The organism is Armatimonas sp. (assembly GCF_031410135.1).
Classification (GTDB): domain Bacteria; phylum Armatimonadota; class Armatimonadia; order Armatimonadales; family Armatimonadaceae; genus Armatimonas.
Genome location: NZ_JANNYP010000486.1, coordinates 1 through 20756 on the forward strand (window position 1 = coordinate 1; position 20756 = coordinate 20756).

A 20756-nucleotide genomic window follows, 5' to 3' on the forward strand; every position below is an offset into this window, starting at 1 on the left:
GCTAGAGTGCCCGTGGTGGCTCCCAGGCGCACCGAGAGCTCGCTTAGTGGGGTATCTTCGACGTACTTAGCGACCATCAGCTCCCGAGTCGGCTCGGGGAGGGCATCTAGGGCGCGGTCTAGGAGTTCCAAGAGCTCGCTTTGCTCTAGCTCCTCTTGCCAGCCTGGGGCGATCAGAAGATTCTCAAGTCCCTCTTCAGGTGCCTCCATAAGTCGCTCTGAGTCACGGCCACGGCTCCGGCGCCAGCGCCAGCAGACATTGACCGCGATTCGTGAGAGCCAGGCAAAGGGGCTTCCGTAGCCCGTCCATTTCTGGCGATTGCGCCATGCCTCGACGAGAGTTTCTTGAGCTAGATCTTCCGCGGAATCTCGGTTTCCCGTCAGGCGTGCGCAAAGACGAATCAGGCGCGTGTGCTCCTGATCAAAAGACGCGATTAGGCTTTTGAATCTCTCCTCTTCCAACAACTTTTGTGCTCCCTTAAAACCACTTCAAAAAAAGCGAGCACCGCAGAACAGTCAGTCCATACTACGATGCTCGGGAGTCATGTCTCATCACTTATAAGATCGTCCAAGCTTGTCTTTGGTTTACAGAGAAATCAGAAATAATAAAAAAATCTTCTGGGTATACTTCAGGCGATGAAGCTTTACACACGAACCGGCGACTCTGGGAAGACGGGTCTTTACGGCGGCGAGCGGGTTCGAAAAGATAGCCTGAGAGTGGCGGCCTATGGTTGTGTGGACGAAGCCAATGCCGCTCTGGGAGTGGCGGCGACACTGGGGGAGACCCTGCGGCTCCAAAAACTTCAAGCGGAGCTTTTTGTCGTGGGCGGCGATCTGGCGACACCGTTGAGCGAGGGCGATAGCCGCGTCCCCCGGATTTCGCCCGAAGAAACTGCCTGGCTGGAGCGGGAGATAGATCTTTTAGAGGCGGAGCTGGAGCCGCTTCGTAGTTTTATTTTGCCGGGAGGAGTACCTCTTGCCGCGGCACTGCATCTTGCACGAACTGTGGTACGCCGAACCGAACGCGCTGTCGTCACGCTCTACGAGGCGGAGCCCGATCAGACCAACCCGGAGACAATTTGCTATCTCAATCGCCTCTCTGATTTTTTGTTTTCCCTGGCGCGCTTTGCCAACCAGAGCGCCGGGCAGCCAGATATCCTCTGGAAAAGGAGCGCAAGCTAAACCAATGGAACGACCAACCGAGGGGCAACGAGCCCCCGATTTCACACTCTCCGCTTCGGGCACTGATGAGAGCATCACGCTCTCCGCGCTACAAGGAAAGCGTGTGGTGCTGTTTTTCTATCCGAAGGACGATACCCCGGGGTGCACGGTGGAAGCTTGTGCGTTTCGCGATCTGAGTGCGGAGTTTACGGCATTAGATGTCGTAGTGCTCGGGATCTCCAAAGATAGCGTAAAATCACACGAGAAGTTTGTGAGTAAGTTTGGCCTGACATTTCCGCTGCTGGCTGATACTGAGACCGAAATTTCGCAAGCGTATGGAGTGTGGGTGCAGAAAATGAACTATGGAAAACCCTACATGGGCATTGAACGGACAACATTTATTGTGGGAAGTGATGGCATAATTTCGCGTATTTTTGCCAAAGTAAAGCCCGAAGGCCATGCACAAGAAGTCTTGAAATATTTAAAGGGTGACTAATTTTCCAATATCCCTTGACGTAGGTAGGGAAATGTTGGTAGAATAGCTCCGCTTTACTAGGCGCACGTGTGCCTAGATAAAACAGAAAAGGTGGCGATTGGGGCGTGCCGGAACTACCGGAGGTGGAGACACTAAAACGAGGGCTAGAAAAAGAGGCCGTCGGTCGAAAAATACTCTCCGTCGAGATCGTCAACCAGAAGGTGCTAAAAGGCCAGAGTGAGGTCGAGTTTCGAGATCGCGCTGTCGGGAAGTGTATTGTTGGTGCAGATCGGCGCGGTAAATACCTCTTCCTGCCACTTGCGGTAAACTGCCTCTCTTCTCCCTCTTTTACTCTTTGCCTTCACCTGAATATGCGTGGGTGTCTTCGCCTGGTAACAGAGGAAGCGCCTTTGGAGAAGTATGGAGTGTTGCGGCTAGTTCTCGAGGAGGGCAAGGCACTACACTTTGAAGATATGTGGGGCTGGGGAGAGTGTCGTGTTGCCGTTACAGGTGAGTCACTCCCAAAGCTTGGCGAGGAGCCGTTAGAGCCTGATTGGGATCGCGGAGAGTTTGCGAGACTACTCTCAACCCGGCGGGTGGCTATTAAGACGGTACTTCTCGATCAGAAAATCGTCGCAGGTGTGGGGAATATCTACGCCGACGAAGCACTGTTTCGTGCGCAGCTTGCTCCTACACGAGTAGCCGCGACACTGACAGTCAGTGAGAGGGAGCGGCTGGCAGAGAGTATCTGGCAGACACTTACCGAAGCGGTGGCACAGGGGGGGACACGAGGCGACTACGTGGATCTCTATGGTCAGGCGGGGCGTTATCTCCCGCAGGTCTATGACCGGGAAGGTGCGGCTTGTCCGCGCTGTACCGCGCCACTGAAAAAAATAAAGCTGGGAGGAAGGGGAACTACCTTCTGCCCAGTGTGCCAAAACTGAATAACAAAATACTGGAAATCATGAAAAACTGATGCAGCTACCTAGTGTAATTGCTGTATCTTTAGGGAGTTACCGTAGTCTATGTCCGAGGATATGAACGACGCGACGCAAGAAGTTGTTTCTGCGGCCGTCACGACCGATGCCACTGAAGTGGAGCAGATGCCGCCGCTCGATCAAATCGAGGTTCCCGGTGGTGGGGGTGATGGAGGCGATTTTGAGAACTCCACCCGCGAGCTGCGAAACGGATCCGTGGTTAAGGGAACGATTGTCCACATTGACTCGGACGGCATTCTTGTAGATGTCGGTACCAAGTCAGAGGGGCTTATCCGTCCTAATGAGATCTCGCGTGAGCCGATCGCCAACCTTGAAGAAGAGTTCCCCGTGGGGAGCGAGATTCTGGTTGTCGTGCTTGATGAGGATAAGAACGGTGTTCTTCACCTCTCTAAGAAGCGTGCTGATTTTGAGAAAGCTTGGGATCGTATTCAGGAGTGCCTGAAGTCTGGCGAGATCGTCATGGCGAAGGTCAGCGAGCGCGTCAAGGGCGGGCTTGTGGTTGACTTGGGGATTCGCGGCTTTGTCCCGGCCTCCCATGTCGGCAATGGCAAGCTCAAGAACCTGGATAAGTTCGTGGGAACCGAAATCCCGCTCAAGGTGCTGGAAGTGGATCGGGGCGCACGTAAAGTCGTCCTCTCCAACCGCATCGCCACAGAGCAGGAGCGAGAGAAGCAGAAGCTCGATACGCTTGCTAACCTTGAAGAAGGTCAGGTTCGCACAGGGATCATTCGCCGCGTCACCGACTACGGTGCGTTCGTGGATCTGGGCGGAATTGACGGTCTCCTGCACGTCTCCGAGATGAGCTGGACCCGTGTTAAGCACCCCTCGGATGTGGTTAAAGTAGGACAAGAAGTTCAGGTGAAGATTCTGCGCCTTGGCTCCAACGAAGGCCGCGTTAGCCTCGGAATGCGCCAGATTCTTCCCGATCCTTGGGAGAGCGTGGCTGAGAAGTACCGGACAGGCGATGTGGTTGAGGGCGAGGTCACACGACCTGTTCCCTTCGGCGCGTTTGTCTTGCTTGAGGGTGGCATCGAGGGAATTATCCCCAACAGCGAGCTCTCTCACCGCCGTGTGGCACGGGCATCGGATGTCGTAGAGGCGGGCCAGATTGTGCAAGTCAAGGTGGTGGATGTCCGCCCCGATGAGCGACGTCTGACTCTTTCCCTGCGTGCGATGACGACCCGTGAAGCGGAGCCCGAGCCGCGTGTTGCCGCGGGTCCTGTTACGGATGGGGCTGCACCCAAGAAGCGCAAGAAGCGCGGCCGTGACGATGATGAGGGTGGTATGACTGGCGGCGGTGGTGGCGACTACCGTCAGTACATACGCTCCGATCAGTTTGGTGGCCTGACACTGGGGGATATGTTCGGTGACATGTTCAACAAGTCCAAGGGTGGAGCCAAGCGTGAGAAGCGTCGCCGCGTAGAAGACGAGGACGATGACCTCTCCGACATTGACGGCACCGAGCCGCTTGATACGACCGGAGACGAAGTCGAAGCGGAAACCGAAGTTGCAGTCGAAGTTGCAACGGAAGTCGAAGTCGCAACCGAGGAGTAGACCCTCCTCTGAACCCCCTGCGCTAAAATAGCGCAGGGGGGTTGTTTTTTTATGCATATCTGGGCCATTACTGGTGGAATTGCGTGTGGCAAGAGCACGGTCAGCAAGCTCTTTGCAGAGTGTGGGGCAAAGATTGCCTCTGCCGACGAGGACGCACGCGCCGTACTGGCCGTGGGGGAGACAACCCGTGTTGCCGTTCTGGAGGCCTTTGGCACCATTGATCGCACCGAGCTGGCGGCAAAGATCTTCGGGGATACCGAGGCCCGTAAGCGGCTCAATGGCATCATGCACCCTGCGATCCGCCAGCGCATGCGAACCGTAATTGACGCGGCGCAGTCAGACTCTACTGTAGGCCTACTGCTCTACGAAGTCCCATTACTTTTTGAGGGTGGGCTGGAGACCTGGTTCCAGGGCGTTGTAGCCGTTGCCGCGAGTCCTCAAACACAGCTTACTCGCCTCAAAGAGCGTGGCCTCAGTGACGATGCCGCGCAGCAGCGCCTTGCCTCACAGCTTGATCCGAAGGAGAAAGTTCGCCGCGCTGATTTTGTTGTTCATACAGACACGACCCTCGCAGAGACTAAGGAGAGTGTTCAAGCTATCTACCAAGCGATTCTGCAATCTGTCAAAACGCCGATTTAACCTTTGGCTTTTGGGCTATACTGATGCTCAGGAGATAGTGATGAAGATTGTGTTAGGGGCAGATTTGGCGATGGCGGGAGGAAACTCCCCTGTGGTTGGGCTACTCAAGCGGCTACGGTTTGCACAGGCGCAGACCGATGTGGTGCATGCGGTGCCGCCGCCAACCTACACTGGCTGGGAGTACGATCCCGTGATCGCTCCTGCGGTGCTGGCGGAGGCGGCTCAACGTGACCGGGAGTATGCGACAGAGGCCATGGAAAAAGTGGTGATCGAGCTGGGAGGCGACTCCAAACCCGTGGTTACAATGGGAAATCCCACCGAACGCCTGATGATGCATGCCGATCAGAACCATGCCGATCTGATCGCGATCAATGGGACGGCAGCGGGGCCGCTGGTCGCTTTTCTGACGGGAAGTGTGGCGCGTGGCCTCGTGATTGGGGCGCATCAGAGCGTGCTGCTGGCACGGGGAGCGTCGGAGGAGCTTCGGCCCTTGCGCGCGGTTCTGGCGACAGATCACTCGCCGTACTCCGAGCGCTGTATGGCTCGCCTGACCCAGCTCTGGCCACAGGGAATCCAGCACATTACGGTTCTGTCGGCCTTTCCTGAGGAGCGAATTCGTGCGATGGAGCCAATGCTTCCTACGATGGCAGTCGAGCCCACGCAAGCCGTGCGAGAGACACTAGAAGTCAAGAATAAGGCCCTAATTGAGAAGCTCAGTGGCTGCTTTCACCCGATGCTCACGACTTTTGAGTCGCGTGTTTCCTCGCTTGATGTGCATGAGGCGATTGCAGAGGCGATGAAAGAGACTGAGGCGGAGCTACTGATCTTAGGGGCACACGGCCACAGCTTTCTAGAGCGCCTGACTCTGGGAAGTGTCTCGTTTCGTGAGTCGGTGTTCTCGCCGTACTCCGTGCTGGTAGTGAGGGCGTAAGCAAAATGGTACAGGTTCTTGTGGGAGTGGATCGTGAGACGGCTCCAGTGGTGCCTCTCTTAAAGCGGCTTGATCTGCCCTATGCGCACTACGAACTGGCGCACACCCTCTCAGCGGCGGATTATCTGAGCTATGGGATTGAGGGCGCACGGACACCGGATGAGGTAGAGAGTATTGTCTCGTCGGAGAACCGGCATGCCCGTCAGTTGGTGGAGAGTGCCGCGCGTCTGCTGCCTCAGGCAAAAGGCGATGTGCTGTTTGGCCATCCCACGGAGGCGCTCTTACGTCGCGCTGAGGTTCTTCATGCGGAGCTAGTGCCGGTCAATGCCTCGCATGCACGGAGCGAGGGAGTGGCGGCGCTGACAGGCAGTGTCGCCCGTGGGGTGGCGATGGGAGCGCACCAGAGCGTTCTTATTGCCCGCTCGTCACTTCTCCACAAGGCGGATGACCTGCCGCTACGTGCTGTTTTCGCCACCGATCACTCGGAGTATGCCAATCGCTGCCTGGAGACCCTGATAGAGCTTGCGCCGCGTGGGATCTCCCATCTGCTGGTGATGAGTGTCGCGCCGGAGCTTGATCTGGAGCTCTTGGACCGAGAGCTCCCCGAGCTGGGCGTCTCTATTGCCGCCTCGGTACGGCAGGCACTGGAGAGGCGGAGCGAGCATGTGGCAAAGCGTTTGAGCCAGGAGTGGCCTAAAGTAACGATTGAGACTGCACTCTATACGCAGCCGATCCATGATGCCATAGATCGTGCCTTAGATCAGGCCAGCGCGGAGCTATTAATCCTAGGGGCGAAGGGACATAGCCTGCTGGAGCGGCTGACTCTTGGGAGTGTTTCTCTGCACCAAGCCATCGGTGGGCCCTGCTCCGTGCTGATCTTGCGTCACCCGGATTAGAGCCTAGAGAAGCGACTGAGTTGCCTCTTCAAGGGCACGGCTCTCACTAGTGAGCTCGCGGACACGGGCTCGTAGGTCGGTTAGCTCAGGAGGCATGGTGGTCAGGGGCACCGTGCGGGTGCGCAGGAGCGCGGCATGCGCTAAGGCGACCCCTTGGAACAGGAGCTCTCTTTGTGCACTCAGGCGGTGCCCTAAAAGGGGGAGGCTCCGCAGGTGCTCCAGCCGCTCCTCACAGAGCCCCAGGCTCTCCGAAAGTGCCATGTGTGCAATCGGGTCGGTCTCGGACGCTAGCCGCTCGGTGAGCTTCTGGTACTCCGTCTCCGTGCCGCGCAACCTCTGATGGTCGGTGACTTGCTGGAGCCTGGTCTGCTGCGCTGCCATAGCACGGTCCACGCGAATAAGCTGGTTGACATCATCGAGGAGCGCCCGAAGCGGTGCGGTTTTTTGGGCAGGTGTCTCGACTAGCATCAGGAGGATCTCCGTGTAGAGCTGCTCGACCCGTGGTAGTGACGGCTCTGTGAGAAGCTGTCGCAGAGCGGGGGCGCTGAGTGTGCGAGGCGTGAGCATTCGAGGGAGCTGGGTGGCGGCTAGAAGAATTCCCGGTGTCAGGAGCAGAAAAAAGACCGCCACGGCTCCCCCTACCCGAAAGCAGACGAGGACATAGAGCGCGACTACCAGAAACGAGCACATCAGGGAGAACACGGACCAGATCGGCTCTAGTGTCGTCCGCTCCCCCGCCATCTGCCCGACGCTACTTTGCTGCACGACACGCACGCGTCGCGCCATCTCCGGTTCCAGCTCTCGCAGACATAGCCGCATGGGCTATTTTACCCAGACAACTAAATTTCTGCGAGAAGATTCTGCATCCGGCAATACGATTTCTAGTTGCCGAAGGAATGTCAGACCAAACTTGACGGCCATGTCTTCATCGTCTTCTAGCTCGGCGCCCTTCATCGCAACAAAAAGCCCACCCGGCTTGACCAGTGGCCCGCACCAGCTGATAAGCTTGGGAAGCGCAGCAACAGCGCGGGCGGTGACGAGATCAAATCTCGCGTTCTTTAGTTCTTCTGCACGGGTGTGAACCAGCGTCACACCGGGAATTTCCAAGGTCTTCAGGGCACCGTCTAGGAAGTTGAGCCGCTTGCGGAGGCTATCGACAAGCGTGAGCTGGAGATCGGGGCGGACGATCTTGAGCGGCACGCCTGGAAAGCCCGCTCCCGTACCCACATCGCAGACGGTCGCCTTTTGTCTCAGCTCGGGAACCGCCTTGAGAAGTGTCAGTGAGTCTGCGAAGTGCTTGATCGCCATCGCCTCCGGCTCCGTGATTCGGGTGAGGTTTAGCGTCTGGTTGGTCTCGACCACCAGCGCGGCAAACTGAGCGCACTGCGCCTCCTGCGCCTCCGTAAGCGGGAGATCAATCGCCTCTGTGGCCTGCTTCAAAGTGGCGAGAAAGAGCTGTGTATCCATAAAATCCAGGGCATTGTATCTTGACAGGCCGTAACCACAGCAACGAATTCTGCGTTAGAGAAATATGAAACGCTGGAATGTGCTTGCGGCGAGCCTGATCGCTACGACATTTGTATCCCTCTCCCTTCTGCCACTCACGCGGGATGCGCTGCGCTTTGATATGAGCCTGGCGGCAGGTAGGCCCGTTTTGGGGAAGGCATTGGTGGATCTGGGAGTCAAGCAAAGTGACTTGCCTTTTGGGGGATTTGGGCCAAAGATTTCGTCACCGTCGCCCGAGAGCGCCGTCCCACCGTCCCGCGAGCTGCCGGTTCGTTTGGCGAGCATCACGAAACTTTCGGGGCAGAAAAAGTGGGTGGCGCTTCAGGCACTTGTCCAAGAGTTTCCGGAGAGTCCCGAAGTTCATGCGACCCTACTGCGATTGGCGTGCAAGAACGGCGGCTCGGTGGGGGTGGGTCACGATAGGGAGCAAGCCGAGCTCGCCTCCACGCCGTGGAGACCACGAAGCAGCCAGAATCCTAGCGAGGGCAAGCCCGAGGATGCTGCGATCATGCTGCGCTCTTGTGCGGCGGGCGAAAAACTCGACCCCGACAATGCCTACTTCCCCGCAATGGCTGCGATTGCACACTACTCCCTCAACCACGATAGCCAAGCACAGGCGGCTCTCCAGCGAGCGGTGCAAAAGCCGCGCTGGCAGGAGTATATTGATGTCGAGGCGCGGGGGGCCATTCGCCGTGCCGAACTAGCTTACGGTTCACAAAATAGCCTCTCTCAGAGCGTAACCTTGGCTGGTATTCTTCTCCCTCATTACTCGGCTCTGCGCTCGATGGCACGTGTGGCAACGGCGCAGGCAATGCATGCCGAGCAAGCGGGGGACTTCAAAGCAGGTTTGGCGCTTCGCCGTGATGTGGCACAACTGGGCGAGAAAATGCGCGATCAGGCATCAACGTTGATCGGGGGACTGGTGGGCAGTGCTTTGGTGCGCGTGTCGGAGGGGCGTCCTGGGGGAGTGCCCGCTCTGCAGGTCGAAGATAGTGCGGGCCGCAATTCGCTTGACACGCAGTTTACGGCGTATCTTCAAGCACACAACGAACCCAACGAGGCAGCCCTCTGGCAAGCGTACTTAAAAGCAGGCGAGGCGACCCGCTCTCTTGTAAGCCGCGCCTCTGACACGTCTGTCTTTGGCTCCACGACTCTCTTCCAAACCCAGTGGCGCTTGCTGGCGAGCCTTGCGCTCCTCGGGGCGACCACACTACTCTGCATGCTGGGCGGGCTGGCGCTCCTTCGTCCGTGGCTGGGCCAAAAAACGGGTCGCGCCGCCTCCGTGGTTAGCGTGGGGATATTTGTCGCCGTGATGGCCTGGCAGCTCTGGCAGGGAATCGGCAACTTCCGTGACTCGATGGCCTACGGTAGCGTGATTCAGTCGCTCGCGGGCAACAGTGCCAATGAGGCAGCGGAGGCGCAGCTCCTGTCGCGTGCGTTTGCTCTTGAGGCCACGATTGCCCTGAGTGCTCTCGTAGCCCCGTTTGTCTTGCTGGGAGTGAGCGCGATCCTCGCGCACCGCAGCAAGCTCTCTCTGACCCTCCTCTTGCGTCGTTACACGCTCTCACTTGCCGCCGTGCTCGCCTTGATCTATGCTGCCCACCTCACTGCCTTCTCGCTCCGTGAGCGTAGCATCCAATCCGAACTCCAGCGCGTGATTCTGCACGAGGGCCGCTATATCGCCGAAAAGCTAGGGAAACCCTGGCCCACACCTCCGACATTCTAGCGAGGAAATTCTATCGTTTTAGGTTGCTGGTCTCCATTGTTGGTGTAAACCTGCCGAAACTACCAGTAAGGTAGGCATTTTTACGGATGACCGAAGTAACCAAAAAACGAACCGCTGTGCTGATTCGGGCGCGGCGTCATACAGGAAGCATCGCTTCGGCTCCCCCTCGTCCCTCAAGTGCAGGGGTGGAGCTGGAGCGACGGGAGCGGCAGCTTGCGGCTCTCTATGAGCTTTGGCGTGCCGCACCGCACACGGACTTGGAACGGCTCCTGAAGAACGTCACTGAGCGCGTTGTGGCGGCGCTGGATGCGCACACGGGCTCGGTGTTTTTGCGCGAGCGGGGAACTGATGTGCTGCGCATGGTCGCCTCCGTGGGGCTCGCCGCCGATGTCTCCCAGTCCGTGACACTGCTCATGGGCGAGCGCATCGCAGGACGTGTCGCCGAGACGCGTCAGCCGATCTTAGTCAACCGCGATCCCCACACCCATCCCTTACTGGCCGAGAACGAGATTACCAAGCGCCCCGAGGTCGAGAGTGCACTCTGTGCGCCGCTTCTGGGAATCACCGATGAAGCGCTGGGCGTACTCTGCGTCTCCCGCCATGCTCCTGCCACCCAGTACACCGACAGCGACCTGCGGATCTTCTCTCTCTTTGCCGCGCAAGCCGGAGCCGTGATCGCGCAGCGGCAGACCATTGACGATCTCACGCAAGCCGCCAAAGACCAGGCCAAGCTGGAGCGAGAGATGGAGCGCTCAAAGGCACTGGCCGCCATGGGGCAGCTTGCCGCGACAATCGCCCATGAGCTACGCAACCCGCTCGGCTCGATCAAAGGGGCAGCACAGTTCCTCCTCCAAGACAATCGTGACGAAACCGTGCGTGATTTTTTGAATATAGTTGTCGAGGAAGTAGACGGCTTGGGGACGCTGACCACGGATCTATTGGAGTTCGCCCGACCCGCGGCTCCTGTGTGTCAGGAAACGGATCTCGTTGTGCTGACGAAGGCTGAGGTCAGTTTTTTGAGAGAAGAGCTGGCACGGCTGGGCTGCTCCAAGATCCAAGAGCACTATAGCGTCGAAAAAGCACGGGTCGAGGTGGATGTGGCACTGCTGGGGCGAGCACTGCGCAATCTCTTGCTCAACGCGGCGCAGGCAATGGCCTCCGTCGGAAACACCCGTGTGGATAGCCAGGTTGTCGTGCGCATTGTGGAAGAGGCTCCAGGGTGGTGCCTACAAGTCGAGGACAATGGCCCTGGGCTGCCCAGTGATGTGATCGAGCAGCTCTGGGAGCCCTTCTTTACCACGAAAGCGCGGGGGACGGGGCTTGGGCTAGCACAAGTACGCAAGACAATTGAGGCTCAGGGCGGCACGATACGCGCTGAGAATGTAGCAACCGGAGGGGCATGTTTCAGCCTCGTTCTGCCTCCGGCAAAGATTACTGAGGACGAGACGGTATGACAGCACAAAACGAAGAGATTAAACCCAGCGGCATGACGATCTTGATCGTGGATGACGAGCCGAACTTGCGACGGGTCCTTTCCGCCGTTTTGGCACGCGATGGACATCAGGTACTGGTCGCGGATGGCGGTCGAGATGCGGTGCGTAAGGCCAAAGCGGAGAGAAAACTGGATCTGCTCATCACCGACTATCTCATGCCCGACATGAATGGCCTAGAGGTGCTGGAAGCGGTGCGCAAGAACCATCCGGGGCTACGGGCGCTGATTATCTCGGGGCACGGAACGGTTCGCTCTGCCGTGGAGGCAATGCGCCTGGGAGCCTTTGACTTTATCACCAAGCCCTTCGATGTCGAGCAAGTCCGGCATGCCGTCGAGCGTGCCCTGATCGCGGGCCCTGAGCCGACACTGCAAAGCATTGCGCAGGGAAGTGTCCCGGCAGGTAAAGTCAAGTCGGTGATAGGGAGTGCGCCCAATCTCTCGACGGCAGTGCCTGCACCGAACCTTATCAACATTCCCGGAGTCTCACTGATTGGCAACGCACCCGCCACCCAGAAAATGGTACACCAGCTCCTGCAAGCATCCCACGCCAGCCGGGCCACCGTGCTCCTTCTGGGCGAGTCGGGGACGGGCAAGGAAGTCGCTGCACGGTTAGTTCATGAGGCGAGCCCCCGAAAACGAGGCCCGTTTATGGCGATCTCATGCGCGGCTCTACCAGACACGCTGCTGGAGTCAGAGCTTTTTGGACACGAGAAGAGCGCCTTCACCGGAGCCGCCGCGGCCAAGCCGGGTAAGTTCGAGCTTGCCGATGGTGGGACGCTCTTCCTAGACGAGATCGGGGACATTCCTCACTTAACGCAGGTAAAGCTCCTACGCGCCTTGCAAGAGCGGGAGATCTGCCGTATCGGTGGTGTGAAGAACGTAAAAGTGGATGTCCGAGTGGTGGCGGCGACCAACCGGGACCTGTGGCAGGCCGTGCAGGAGGGGACATTTCGGCTGGATCTCTACTTCCGGCTCTATGTTGTCCCGGTGCACCTGCCCGCTCTGCGGGAGCGAGTGGAAGATATTCCGTCGCTGGCACTGTATTTTTTGAATAAGATCGCCAAAGACAATGACCGTGCATTTCCTGAGGGAATCTCGGAGGCGACCCTGGAGTATCTGGTGAGTCACAGCTGGCCAGGAAACATCCGAGAGCTACAAAACGTAATAGAGTACGCCGTGGTAATGTCCTCTGAGGGTGCGACGCGCATTGAAGTGGGAGTACTACCGGAAACGCTCCAGCGGATGGTCGAGGTGCAGGCACAGCCACAGCTTAAAGTGGTAAACGGATAAGAGAATTAAATGGACTTCTGGCGAATTTGGCGGCTGATTAACCGCCGCATCTATCTTGTCATCGGGCTGGCACTGATCGCTGCCGTTCTGGTAGTGATTGGTATTTTTATCCAAAACCAGCGCGCGGGGGTGATCGCGGACGCACGCCTGAACCTTCAGCAGGCCATGCCCAGCGTTGCCACGAATGGCAATGGAGAGTCCACGGCGGTTTCGTCTGACTCTTCCAGCAAGCGCATCTCCGAGCTGGCCACCCAGCTTGCCAACAACAACAACACCTTCCTGAATACGGCCAATCTGCTTCGAATGAACGAAGAGGCGCGTAAGAAGGAAGTTTATGCGATTCTGGATCGCAATCAGTACTTTGCCCCTTACGACAGCCAGATCGAAGATAAAGTGGATCAGCTGGTGCGGGAGGGGGAGCTTCCTCCTGCACAGCGCCAGGCTCAGCTGGAGCAACAGAAGCGCGACTTTCGCCTCGCTGAAGTGGCACGTCTGGCAGCTCCACGTGACCGTCTAGGCGCGTTTGCTCAAGATGGGCTGAAGTTAGAAGCCAGTGAGATCGCCGATAACCTACGCCAGTTTGTGGATGTCAAGCCGGTTATTAGCCTTCTGGACACGGAGAGCTCCCGGCAGTTTGACAACCAGATCCAGCTCCTAGGGCACTTCCCGCGCGAAAACGAGGCACTTCTCTACCTGAACATGCTCTGTGTCGCGTTTCTGGATAATTACGCGGTCACAGCACAAGGCTCCACTCGTGTGGCCATTGCACGCCTCCTCCGACAAAAAGACGAGACCGACCGCCTGCGCCAGAGTGCGATCAATGCGATGTCCGTCTTCAAGCGCAAGAGCAAGCTTGCCTCCCTCATTGGCCAAGAGACGACCGGTCAGACCTCACAGGCGCTGGAGGGACGAATCGCCGATCTTGAATCCAACCGGGATGCAGCCGAGCAGACCTTTAATAATGCGGTTCAGAATGCGGCACAGACAAAGCCAACGATCACGGTCACACTGCCTGCGGCGGAAAACCCCCAGTATAAGACCGCGAAGCTGGATGTGGAGAAGTGGTCCATTGATGTAAAGCGTCTCTCGGCGACCAAAGGCGAGAACGATCCCGACCTCCAGACCGTTCGGGCTGCGCTCAACCAGGCCACGGCTCAGGCAAAAGCCAACTACAAGCCCTGGACACAGTCACAGCCGAACCCGAACTATCTCTCGGCGCAGAGCACGCTGAGTATGGCGCGCGGGCAGTTTGCCGCCACGAAGGCAGCCCTGAGCGCCCAGCAGAAGCAGTACAAAGAGCTCATGGATCGCCTCGCCAAACAGCCCGCGCTCCAAGCGGAGTACAGCAAGTTAGCCCGTGAGATTGAGGGGCTCGATAAGAACCTTGCGCGGATCAACCAGGAGCTTCAGAATGCACGTCTGGAAAATATCCAGACCAGCCGGGCGGGGACGATTCAGATCACCCGTGCCTATGTCCTGCCGTCGAAGAACACGATGGCCAATGGCATCAAGCTCCTGCTCTACGCCACGGTTCTGGCGCTGATTCTGGGCATTGCGCTGGTGATCGGGCTGGATGCGCTCGACAACTCGGTGCGCACGAAAAAAGATGCGGAAGAGCTCTTCGGGCTACCCGTGGCGGGAGAGATTCCCGCACAGCTTCCCGATCCCAGGCGGGCACCGCGCGTGGCCTATCTGGATCCGCTCTCGCCCACAGCAGAGTCGTATCGCTTGCTGCGTACCGATATTCTCTTTACGCAGATTGAGCATCCTTTCCGCTCACTCTTAATTGCGACCGTTAAGCCCGGCCAGGGAGCCACGACGACGGCAACGAATCTCGCGATCACGCTGGCACAGGCCGGGAAAAAAGTGATCCTGGTGGATGCCGATCTGCGCCACCCAAGCCTGCATGGGGTATTCTCCTTGCCCAATGAGAAGGGGCTTACCACGATACTTGCAGGCGCGAGTCTTGCCATTGACGAAGTCCTACAGCGCACTGAGATCGAGTCGCTCTTGGTAATGACCTCTGGGTCACCGCCGCTCAATCCTAGTGAGCTCGTCGGCTCGCCCCAGATGCGAGAGCTCCACGAGCGCCTGAAGGCCGTTGCCGACATCGTGATCTACGATGCTCCCTCGGTGATTACCTTCTCGGATGCCTCTATCATGGCGTCGTTTATGGACGCGACCATGCTGGTGATTCGTGCAGGGGACGTGCCACGTGGGGCTGTTGAGCAGGTCAAGGGAATGCTGGTCAAGGCCAATGCCAATCTGATCGGCGTTGTACTCAATGCCGCTCCCTCGGAGAGTGTGGACTCGGTTCACTACCACAACCAGTACTACCCGCGCCTGAAGCCAACGGAAAACACGCCTGCTTCTGACCGTGGTTCCTCCTACACAGCTCTGGAAGAAGAAGAGCGCTTCGAGCGTCTAACCTCCGATTTCGAGAGTGACGACAATGATGACGATGACGATGTAGACTTCCTCACCTCACGTCCCGCTCCCTCACTGCGCAATCCGGGTATCGTAGAGGAGCAGGTTGCTCCGAAGCCAGTCGTGGTGCCGGACGCTCCGAGTGCTCCCGTGATTCCACAAACGGTTGTAATTCCTCAACCGCCTATTGTTGTTGCTGAGCCTCCTAAGCCTGTGGAGCCCCCTCAACCCATTCAGGTGTTCAAGCCCGAGGTAATCATTGCACCCGAAGTGCATCCTGCGCCAATTGTGGCTCCGCCGTGGCCCACCATTGCGGTCGCTAAACCCGTGATGCCCCCACCGGCACCCGTGATTGAGCCACCCAAAGCCGTTGTGGTTGAGCTGAGCAAACCTGTCGAGCTACCAAAGCCTGTCGTGGAAGAGCTGCCGAAGCCACCTACCATCATCATTCCTGCTCCACCCGTGAGCCCGAGCGAGCCACCCAAAGCAAGTGAGCCACTCAAGACCAACTGGTCTACCTCGCCTATCGTGGGAAGCATTGATACACCTCTTGCCCGCTCCGTTGAGCTGCCCAATCTCGCTCGTCAGGAGTCATCTGCGGTCAAGACCGATGATGACGATGTTATCAGCTTTGATTTTGATGCAGAGGATGACGAATATCTGAACGAATTTGATAATGATTTTGATGACGAGTTCGATAGTGACTACGACGATGATTATGGGGACGAGGACGAGGGAAAACACCGTTCTAAGGCCAAGGCGGCAGGGCTTGGTGGAATCCTCAATTGGTTCAAACGAGGACGTTCGTAATGTCCACAGGGCTGCCATGTGCAGCCCTTTCTTCTTTTTCGCTTGACATAGAAAATGCAGAGACCGTATAATTGCGCATACTCTCACTCGGTAGGAAAGAGAAGGAAGGACAAGCGTAGTGGCGAGATTGGGCGAAGGGACTAAAAAGGGTGGAGGAGCGAAGGCTGCTCCACGCCCCAAACCAGTGGTTCGTGCCAGACCGAGCGGCGGAACGTTCGTCGGTTTGGATATCGGAACACAGACCATTAAGATGGTTGAGGTCAGTGGCGCAGGCAGTAGTCTGCGTGTCACGGGGCTCGCTATCGAAAATACCCCGCCGGGTACGGTGATGCAAGGAGTCATCGCCGATCCGAAGACACTCGGGGCAGCACTTAAGCAGATGCGCACGAAAAATGGCATCAAGGCGACGAAGTGCGTCTGCTCCGTGGCGGGTGCAGCAGGAATGGTCGTGCGCGTGATCGAGGTTCCTAAGATGACCCCGAGCGAGCTGGCCGAGACGATGAAGTGGGAAGTCGAGCGCCATATCCCCTTCGCCGCCAGTGATGTAGAGCTTTCCTTCCAGAAAATTGACAATCCGGAGTCGGACAACGATCCCAACAATCCCAACATGGAAGTGCTGCTTGCGGTGGCACAGCGGGACATGATCGCCCAGCACATCAACACCCTGACCGCCGCGGGACTAACTCCGCTGGTCATTGATGTTGAGCCACTAGCCGTTGGGCGTGCCCTGATTGATCTCTCTAAAGAGGGGCTCCAGAGTAAAAATGTCGTGATCGTCAATATCGGCGCATCACAGACCGATGTGGGAGTGTTCAAGGGAGGCGCGCTGCGCTACCCCCGTACGATTCCGCTTGGGGGTGACAACCTCACCCGAGCCATCGCGGATCGTTTAGGGCTCTCGATGGATGCTGCCGAGGACGAGAAGCGGGCGCATGCCGTCATCTTGATGGATCTGGTCAAGAGTGGCCAGGCCGACGAGATGATGTATGGTACAGCAGGGGGAATGGAAGACGCCGGAATCTCGACACCCTTTGATGTGGACATGAGCGCTCCCTTGCCACCTCCGCTCTTTGGGGGAGGGGAAACACCGGCGGCAGCACCTGCCTCGCCGTTTGATATTGCCGAAGATAACCCCTTTGTCAACTCGACAGCGACCAATCCCTTCGCGGAGTCTGCGAATCCTTTCGCAAGCCCGTTTGAGGTAGCCGCACCCGATACAAGCGAAGCGCCTGTTGTGGTGGAGCCTGCGATGGTTCCTGTGGAGCAAGTTGAGCCACATTATGAGCGTCGCAAAGAGGTCTTCAATGCAATCTTGCCGATGCTCGGTGAGTTTGTGATGGAGCTGCGACGGTCGGTGGACTACTTCCGCTCGAAGTATCCCAATGACACGATGGATCTGATCTTGCTCTGTGGGGGCTCCGCTCGTGTGCAGAACCTAGATCAGTACATTGAGCACGATCTGGGAGTCCCAACAAGCGTCGCCGATCCCTTTGCCGGGCTTAATGTTACTTCCAAAAACATGTCAGTGACACGCCGTATGGAAGTTGCTTCGGCAATGTCTGTCGCTCTGGGACTCGCTGCACGCGATGCGGTTCTGGGAAAAGAATAAATTTTTTGAAGGCTACCCTGTAAAGGGTAGTCTGACTGAGCAAACCTCTCAAGGGAAAGACTAGAATACGATGCTGCGCATCAATCTCTTACCAGCTTATATTGCGGAACAGAAAAAGACTCGGGCTACCTGGTGGTGGGCCGGCTCTGTCTTGGCGGCCTGTATTGCCGCACCGCTCGTCTATCGCTTTGCGCTTCAGGATCCAAAGTACCAAGAGACCCTGACGGCTGCGAACAATGCCGATGAGGCCGCAACCGCTGTTGAAGCTACCGAGCAAAAAACCAAAGACGAGCTTGCCAAGATTGCGCCGATTCAGGCCAAGGTGGATTTCGTGAAGAATATCCAGTACTACAACCGGTTTCCTGGCTTGGTCTACCGTAATGTTGCGCGCTACACCTACCGTGGTGTGGAATACAATAGCATGGCGGTTCAGGGAGATAGCCTCAGTATCAGTGCCTCGGTGCCGAAACTGGAAGATGTGGGCCGTTTCTATCTGACGCTCTTTGGAAATCCTGACCTGAAGGCACTTAGTATTCAAGGTATGCCGGACTGGCAGCGCATGCAGCAGATCCGTCAGCTTCCTCCCGATGCTCAGCGTGGGTTCCCGATTCAGGTTGCCGCTCAACTGATTCACAATGTCCCACCGCCCACGGCTCCAATCGGTGGTGCCGCCGGTGCCGCCGGTGCCATGGCTGGTGGCATGCCTCCTGGTATGGGCAGTGACGGCATGATGGGGCCTGGTATGGGTATGAGTGGTAGTGCGCCTCCTGGTGGAGATACTGGCAGTGCACCACCCGCTGCGGGTGGTGGTAAGAGTGGAGGGGCACCTACCGATTAGTACGGTAGGAGGAAAAAGATTATGAGTAAAGTAACACGTCCTCAAATTTGGATCATCTTTGGAGTTCTCTCACTGATTGCAGTGCTAACCCTCTGGTTCACCCTCAACTCGCCAAGAAATGACGAAATTGCGAAGGAACAAGCACGTTTCGATGCACGCGATCAGGTAGCACAGACCAAGCCACAGGCAGATAAGAAATTCAAGGCAGCGCTCGTGAGTGTTGCGGTGGCCAAGGCAGACTGGGGGCGCTACGATAAGCGCTTCATGCCCCGTATCAATGTCTCGAATCTCTACACCGCTTGGCAGCAGATCCAGAAAGAGCAGCTCTACGACCTAGGGCCAAAGCTGGATAAGTTTGTTAAGGCAGATAAAGGCGTACAGATTGTGCAGTCAAGCTTTAGCCTCTATCCACCCCCTAATGACCCGAATCAGTGTAGTATGCCAATCCTGGTAGATAACAAAGGCACTGTGACGGTTTCTGGTAACTTTGATGCTGTTCTTCGCCATGTAGAGCGCTGGAATAACTTTGATCGCTTGGTGTTGGTGACGGGTTTCAACTTGCAAGGAAACTCTCCTCGTTTGTTGGGGAACTATAACATCCAGATATTTGAGTTTACGCAAGGGGATAAACCCGGTCCGAACTTCCCTGCTGCCTCGGGAGGCGCAGGTGCTGGAGGGATGGGCGGCGGCATGGCCCCTGGTGGTATGATGGGGCCTGGCGGTATGGGGCCTGGTGGTATGGATGGTGGGGGTGGGAAGTCTATGCCCGGTGCTGCTGGAATGGCAACTATGGGAGGGGCTTAAATTGCCTGAGCCTTTGCGAAAGAGAAGAGAACACGTGATGAAAACAAATACGTTGGTATTATCTTTGGCCTTGCTTGGGGTGATAAGTCTCATAGGGTGCAGTTCTTCAGATAGCACTCCGACTCAGGCACCGACAGACGGTGATCCTGCAATGCAAGGTCGCACTGCGCCGACGGACACAATGCCGGGGCCACCAAGTTTGGGTGGGCAACCCACTTTTGCAGGAGGTGGTGCTCCTAAGGCAGGGGGAGGTCGTCCAACTGCTTTTGATACGGCTCCTGAGAGTATGAAGAAGCTATGGGGCGGTGGTGGTCCCGATATGTCTGGGCAAGGGGGTATGCCTACTGGTGGTGGGATGCCGGGGGCTAAGCCCTCTCCCATCCAAGATGGTCTTGTTGCACTGGCGTCACGCAAGGATCCTTTCGAGTCCATATTTAAGCCGGTGGTGCAGATCACTCCTGCATGGGACTATGTGATGAATCATCGCACACAAGCACCTCTGCCACTGATTCCACCCACGCCCGAACCAACTGGTGATATTGAATCGCTTCCTCCTCTTCCTCCTGTACCGCGACGTGTTGCAGGTGTGTTTTATAACGGAGGCATTACAGCCATTATTGAGTCCGGTGCTCCACCTGACTCCGAGATTACCATTGTTCAGCCTGGCGCTGAGGTGGCAAGTGGCGTTCCTGGAATAGCCCCCCTAATCGTCGAGTCTATCTCGATGGAAAGTCTGATTCTGCGTGCGAAAGATGGGCGTTCTGTTGAGGTGAAGCTCTCAGGGTTAGCGCCTGCTGTCCGTGATGCTCTTCGCCAGCAGTTCTCGACCGGAGGGACTGGCGGTGGTATGGGGCCTGGCGGCGGCATGGGGCCTGGCGGTGGTATGGGGCCTGGCGGCATGGGGCCAGGTGGCGTGGGGCCTGGCGGTGGTAAATCAGGTGGAAGTGGAGCACCAACGGGGTAAAAAAGGCCTCTTGGCGCTTTGAAATCAAGTGGGTATAATAAGGTATGGTTTGAGTTTTGCGGGGTAAAGCAAGACAAGGAAATAAGCTATGAATAAGATGAAGTTTTTAGCACTGACTATCTTACTCGGGGGGGTGGTTGTCACTCTTCCTATAGATGCCTCAGCGCGACAAGAGAAGTTAAACAATGTGACTTTTGACCTTCAGGATGCGCCGATTCGCTCGACGCTGGAAGCTGCGTTTAAGCAGGCAGGAATCAATAACTACATCATTGATAACAATGTGGTAGGGTTTGTCACTCTCAAAATTACGGAGCAGCCTTTTGAGAATGCGCTGAAACTGATCATGCGTGCGGCAAGTGTCCCTTTGACCTACACCAAGGAAAACGGTGTCTGGATTGTTAAGCCTCGTGTGATCAACCAGAACCCCCAAGACACAACCTCTGCTCCGACAGGACCCGATGAAATCGTTCGGCCAAATGCAGCTTATGAGCGCATTAACCTGACTTACCTTGATCCGATGGACTTAAGTCAGATTCTAGGTGGAGTGATCAATGTCAGCTTCTTCACTCGTGCTATGAGCATGGGCGGCGGCATGGGTGGCATGGGCGGCGGCATGGGTGGCATGGGCGGCGGCATG

At 57.1% G+C, this 20756-nt stretch carries 19 protein-coding genes; 16 read left to right on the forward strand and 3 right to left on the reverse strand.

The features are described from left to right. Positions 1-461, reverse strand: a 461-nt coding sequence (locus tag RMO15_RS17920) for an RNA polymerase sigma factor (RefSeq protein WP_309714926.1), incomplete at its 3' end; no start/stop codon positions are given. A gap of 174 nt (positions 462-635) precedes the next feature. Between RMO15_RS17920 and RMO15_RS17925 the strand changes: the two genes are divergently transcribed. From RMO15_RS17925 to RMO15_RS17955, 7 genes are all read left to right on the forward strand, one after another. Beyond that, entirely contained in the window at positions 636-1181 is a 546-nt protein-coding gene (locus RMO15_RS17925) for a cob(I)yrinic acid a,c-diamide adenosyltransferase (RefSeq protein WP_309714928.1), read from the forward strand. A 4-nt stretch (positions 1182-1185) separates the two neighbouring features. Continuing rightward, positions 1186-1656, forward strand: a complete 471-nt coding sequence (bcp, locus tag RMO15_RS17930; protein WP_309714929.1) for a thioredoxin-dependent thiol peroxidase — start codon at positions 1186-1188, stop codon at positions 1654-1656. A gap of 104 nt (positions 1657-1760) precedes the next feature. Continuing rightward, positions 1761-2579 carry a bifunctional DNA-formamidopyrimidine glycosylase/DNA-(apurinic or apyrimidinic site) lyase gene (gene mutM / locus RMO15_RS17935; protein WP_309714931.1) on the forward strand — a complete coding sequence of 273 codons (819 nt, stop codon included), beginning with the start codon at positions 1761-1763 and terminating at the stop codon, positions 2577-2579. Positions 2580-2660: 81 nt separating this feature from the next. After that, on the forward strand, positions 2661-4187 hold the full coding sequence (gene rpsA / locus RMO15_RS17940; RefSeq protein ID WP_309714933.1) for a 30S ribosomal protein S1: 1527 nt from the start codon (positions 2661-2663) through the stop codon (positions 4185-4187). A gap of 51 nt (positions 4188-4238) precedes the next feature. Then, positions 4239-4826 carry a dephospho-CoA kinase gene (coaE, locus tag RMO15_RS17945; RefSeq protein ID WP_309714935.1) on the forward strand — a complete coding sequence of 196 codons (588 nt, stop codon included), beginning with the start codon at positions 4239-4241 and terminating at the stop codon, positions 4824-4826. Between the two features lie 40 nt (positions 4827-4866). Then, on the forward strand, positions 4867-5757 hold the full coding sequence (locus RMO15_RS17950; RefSeq protein WP_309714937.1) for a universal stress protein: 891 nt from the start codon (positions 4867-4869) through the stop codon (positions 5755-5757). Between the two features lie 5 nt (positions 5758-5762). Next, positions 5763-6653, forward strand: a complete 891-nt coding sequence (locus RMO15_RS17955) for a universal stress protein (RefSeq protein ID WP_309714939.1) — start codon at positions 5763-5765, stop codon at positions 6651-6653. Between the two features lie 3 nt (positions 6654-6656). Here RMO15_RS17955 and RMO15_RS17960 read toward each other — a convergent pair whose 3' ends face one another. Both RMO15_RS17960 and rsmG read right to left on the reverse strand, forming a co-directional pair. Continuing rightward, positions 6657-7472 carry a hypothetical protein gene (locus tag RMO15_RS17960; RefSeq protein ID WP_309714941.1) on the reverse strand — a complete coding sequence of 272 codons (816 nt, stop codon included), beginning with the start codon at positions 7470-7472 and terminating at the stop codon, positions 6657-6659. Positions 7473-7475: 3 nt separating this feature from the next. Then, positions 7476-8120: a 16S rRNA (guanine(527)-N(7))-methyltransferase RsmG gene (rsmG, locus tag RMO15_RS17965; RefSeq protein ID WP_309714943.1), complete on the reverse strand. Its 645-nt coding sequence runs from the start codon at positions 8118-8120 to the stop codon at positions 7476-7478. Positions 8121-8184: 64 nt separating this feature from the next. Between rsmG and RMO15_RS17970 the strand changes: the two genes are divergently transcribed. The 9 genes from RMO15_RS17970 to RMO15_RS18010 all read left to right on the forward strand — a co-directional run. Then, on the forward strand, positions 8185-9885 hold the full coding sequence (locus RMO15_RS17970; RefSeq protein ID WP_309714945.1) for a hypothetical protein: 1701 nt from the start codon (positions 8185-8187) through the stop codon (positions 9883-9885). A gap of 86 nt (positions 9886-9971) precedes the next feature. Then, entirely contained in the window at positions 9972-11339 is a 1368-nt protein-coding gene (locus RMO15_RS17975) for a GAF domain-containing protein (RefSeq protein ID WP_309714948.1), read from the forward strand. Then, complete coding sequence (locus RMO15_RS17980; RefSeq protein WP_309714950.1) at positions 11336-12667, forward strand: sigma-54 dependent transcriptional regulator; 1332 nt, start codon at positions 11336-11338, stop codon at positions 12665-12667. Before RMO15_RS17975 ends, RMO15_RS17980 begins: the two co-directional genes overlap by 4 nt. 9 nt (positions 12668-12676) lie before the next feature. Continuing rightward, positions 12677-15904 (forward strand): polysaccharide biosynthesis tyrosine autokinase, encoded by a 3228-nt coding sequence (locus tag RMO15_RS17985; RefSeq protein WP_309714953.1) that lies wholly within the window; start codon positions 12677-12679, stop codon positions 15902-15904. Between the two features lie 223 nt (positions 15905-16127). Then, complete coding sequence (gene pilM / locus RMO15_RS17990) at positions 16128-17513, forward strand: type IV pilus assembly protein PilM (RefSeq protein WP_309714955.1); 1386 nt, start codon at positions 16128-16130, stop codon at positions 17511-17513. Positions 17514-17583: 70 nt separating this feature from the next. Beyond that, positions 17584-18351, forward strand: coding sequence for a hypothetical protein (locus RMO15_RS17995; RefSeq protein WP_309714958.1), 768 nt, complete (start codon positions 17584-17586; stop codon positions 18349-18351). A 21-nt stretch (positions 18352-18372) separates the two neighbouring features. Then, entirely contained in the window at positions 18373-19155 is a 783-nt protein-coding gene (locus RMO15_RS18000; RefSeq protein WP_309714960.1) for a hypothetical protein, read from the forward strand. Between the two features lie 286 nt (positions 19156-19441). After that, positions 19442-20119: a hypothetical protein gene (locus RMO15_RS18005; protein ID WP_309714962.1), complete on the forward strand. Its 678-nt coding sequence runs from the start codon at positions 19442-19444 to the stop codon at positions 20117-20119. A gap of 88 nt (positions 20120-20207) precedes the next feature. Beyond that, the coding region (locus RMO15_RS18010; RefSeq protein WP_309714964.1) for a hypothetical protein at positions 20208-20756 on the forward strand (549 nt) is incomplete at its 3' end.

Bases quoted from the DNA above. Each gene is read 5' to 3' on its own strand.
- RMO15_RS17925 (WP_309714928.1), top strand. From the start codon at position 636: ATGAAGCTTTACACACGAACCGGCGACTCTGGGAAGACGGGTCTTTAC.
- bcp (WP_309714929.1), top strand. From the start codon at position 1,186: ATGGAACGACCAACCGAGGGGCAACGAGCCCCCGATTTCACACTCTCC.
- rpsA (WP_309714933.1), top strand. From the start codon at position 2,661: ATGTCCGAGGATATGAACGACGCGACGCAAGAAGTTGTTTCTGCGGCC.
- coaE (WP_309714935.1), top strand. From the start codon at position 4,239: ATGCATATCTGGGCCATTACTGGTGGAATTGCGTGTGGCAAGAGCACG.
- RMO15_RS17950 (WP_309714937.1), top strand. From the start codon at position 4,867: ATGAAGATTGTGTTAGGGGCAGATTTGGCGATGGCGGGAGGAAACTCC.
- RMO15_RS17955 (WP_309714939.1), top strand. From the start codon at position 5,763: ATGGTACAGGTTCTTGTGGGAGTGGATCGTGAGACGGCTCCAGTGGTG.
- RMO15_RS17960 (WP_309714941.1), bottom strand. From the start codon at position 7,472: ATGCGGCTATGTCTGCGAGAGCTGGAACCGGAGATGGCGCGACGCGTG.
- rsmG (WP_309714943.1), bottom strand. From the start codon at position 8,120: ATGGATACACAGCTCTTTCTCGCCACTTTGAAGCAGGCCACAGAGGCG.
- RMO15_RS17970 (WP_309714945.1), top strand. From the start codon at position 8,185: ATGAAACGCTGGAATGTGCTTGCGGCGAGCCTGATCGCTACGACATTT.
- RMO15_RS17975 (WP_309714948.1), top strand. From the start codon at position 9,972: ATGACCGAAGTAACCAAAAAACGAACCGCTGTGCTGATTCGGGCGCGG.
- RMO15_RS17980 (WP_309714950.1), top strand. From the start codon at position 11,336: ATGACAGCACAAAACGAAGAGATTAAACCCAGCGGCATGACGATCTTG.
- RMO15_RS17985 (WP_309714953.1), top strand. From the start codon at position 12,677: ATGGACTTCTGGCGAATTTGGCGGCTGATTAACCGCCGCATCTATCTT.
- RMO15_RS17995 (WP_309714958.1), top strand. From the start codon at position 17,584: ATGCTGCGCATCAATCTCTTACCAGCTTATATTGCGGAACAGAAAAAG.
- RMO15_RS18000 (WP_309714960.1), top strand. From the start codon at position 18,373: ATGAGTAAAGTAACACGTCCTCAAATTTGGATCATCTTTGGAGTTCTC.
- RMO15_RS18005 (WP_309714962.1), top strand. From the start codon at position 19,442: ATGAAGAAGCTATGGGGCGGTGGTGGTCCCGATATGTCTGGGCAAGGG.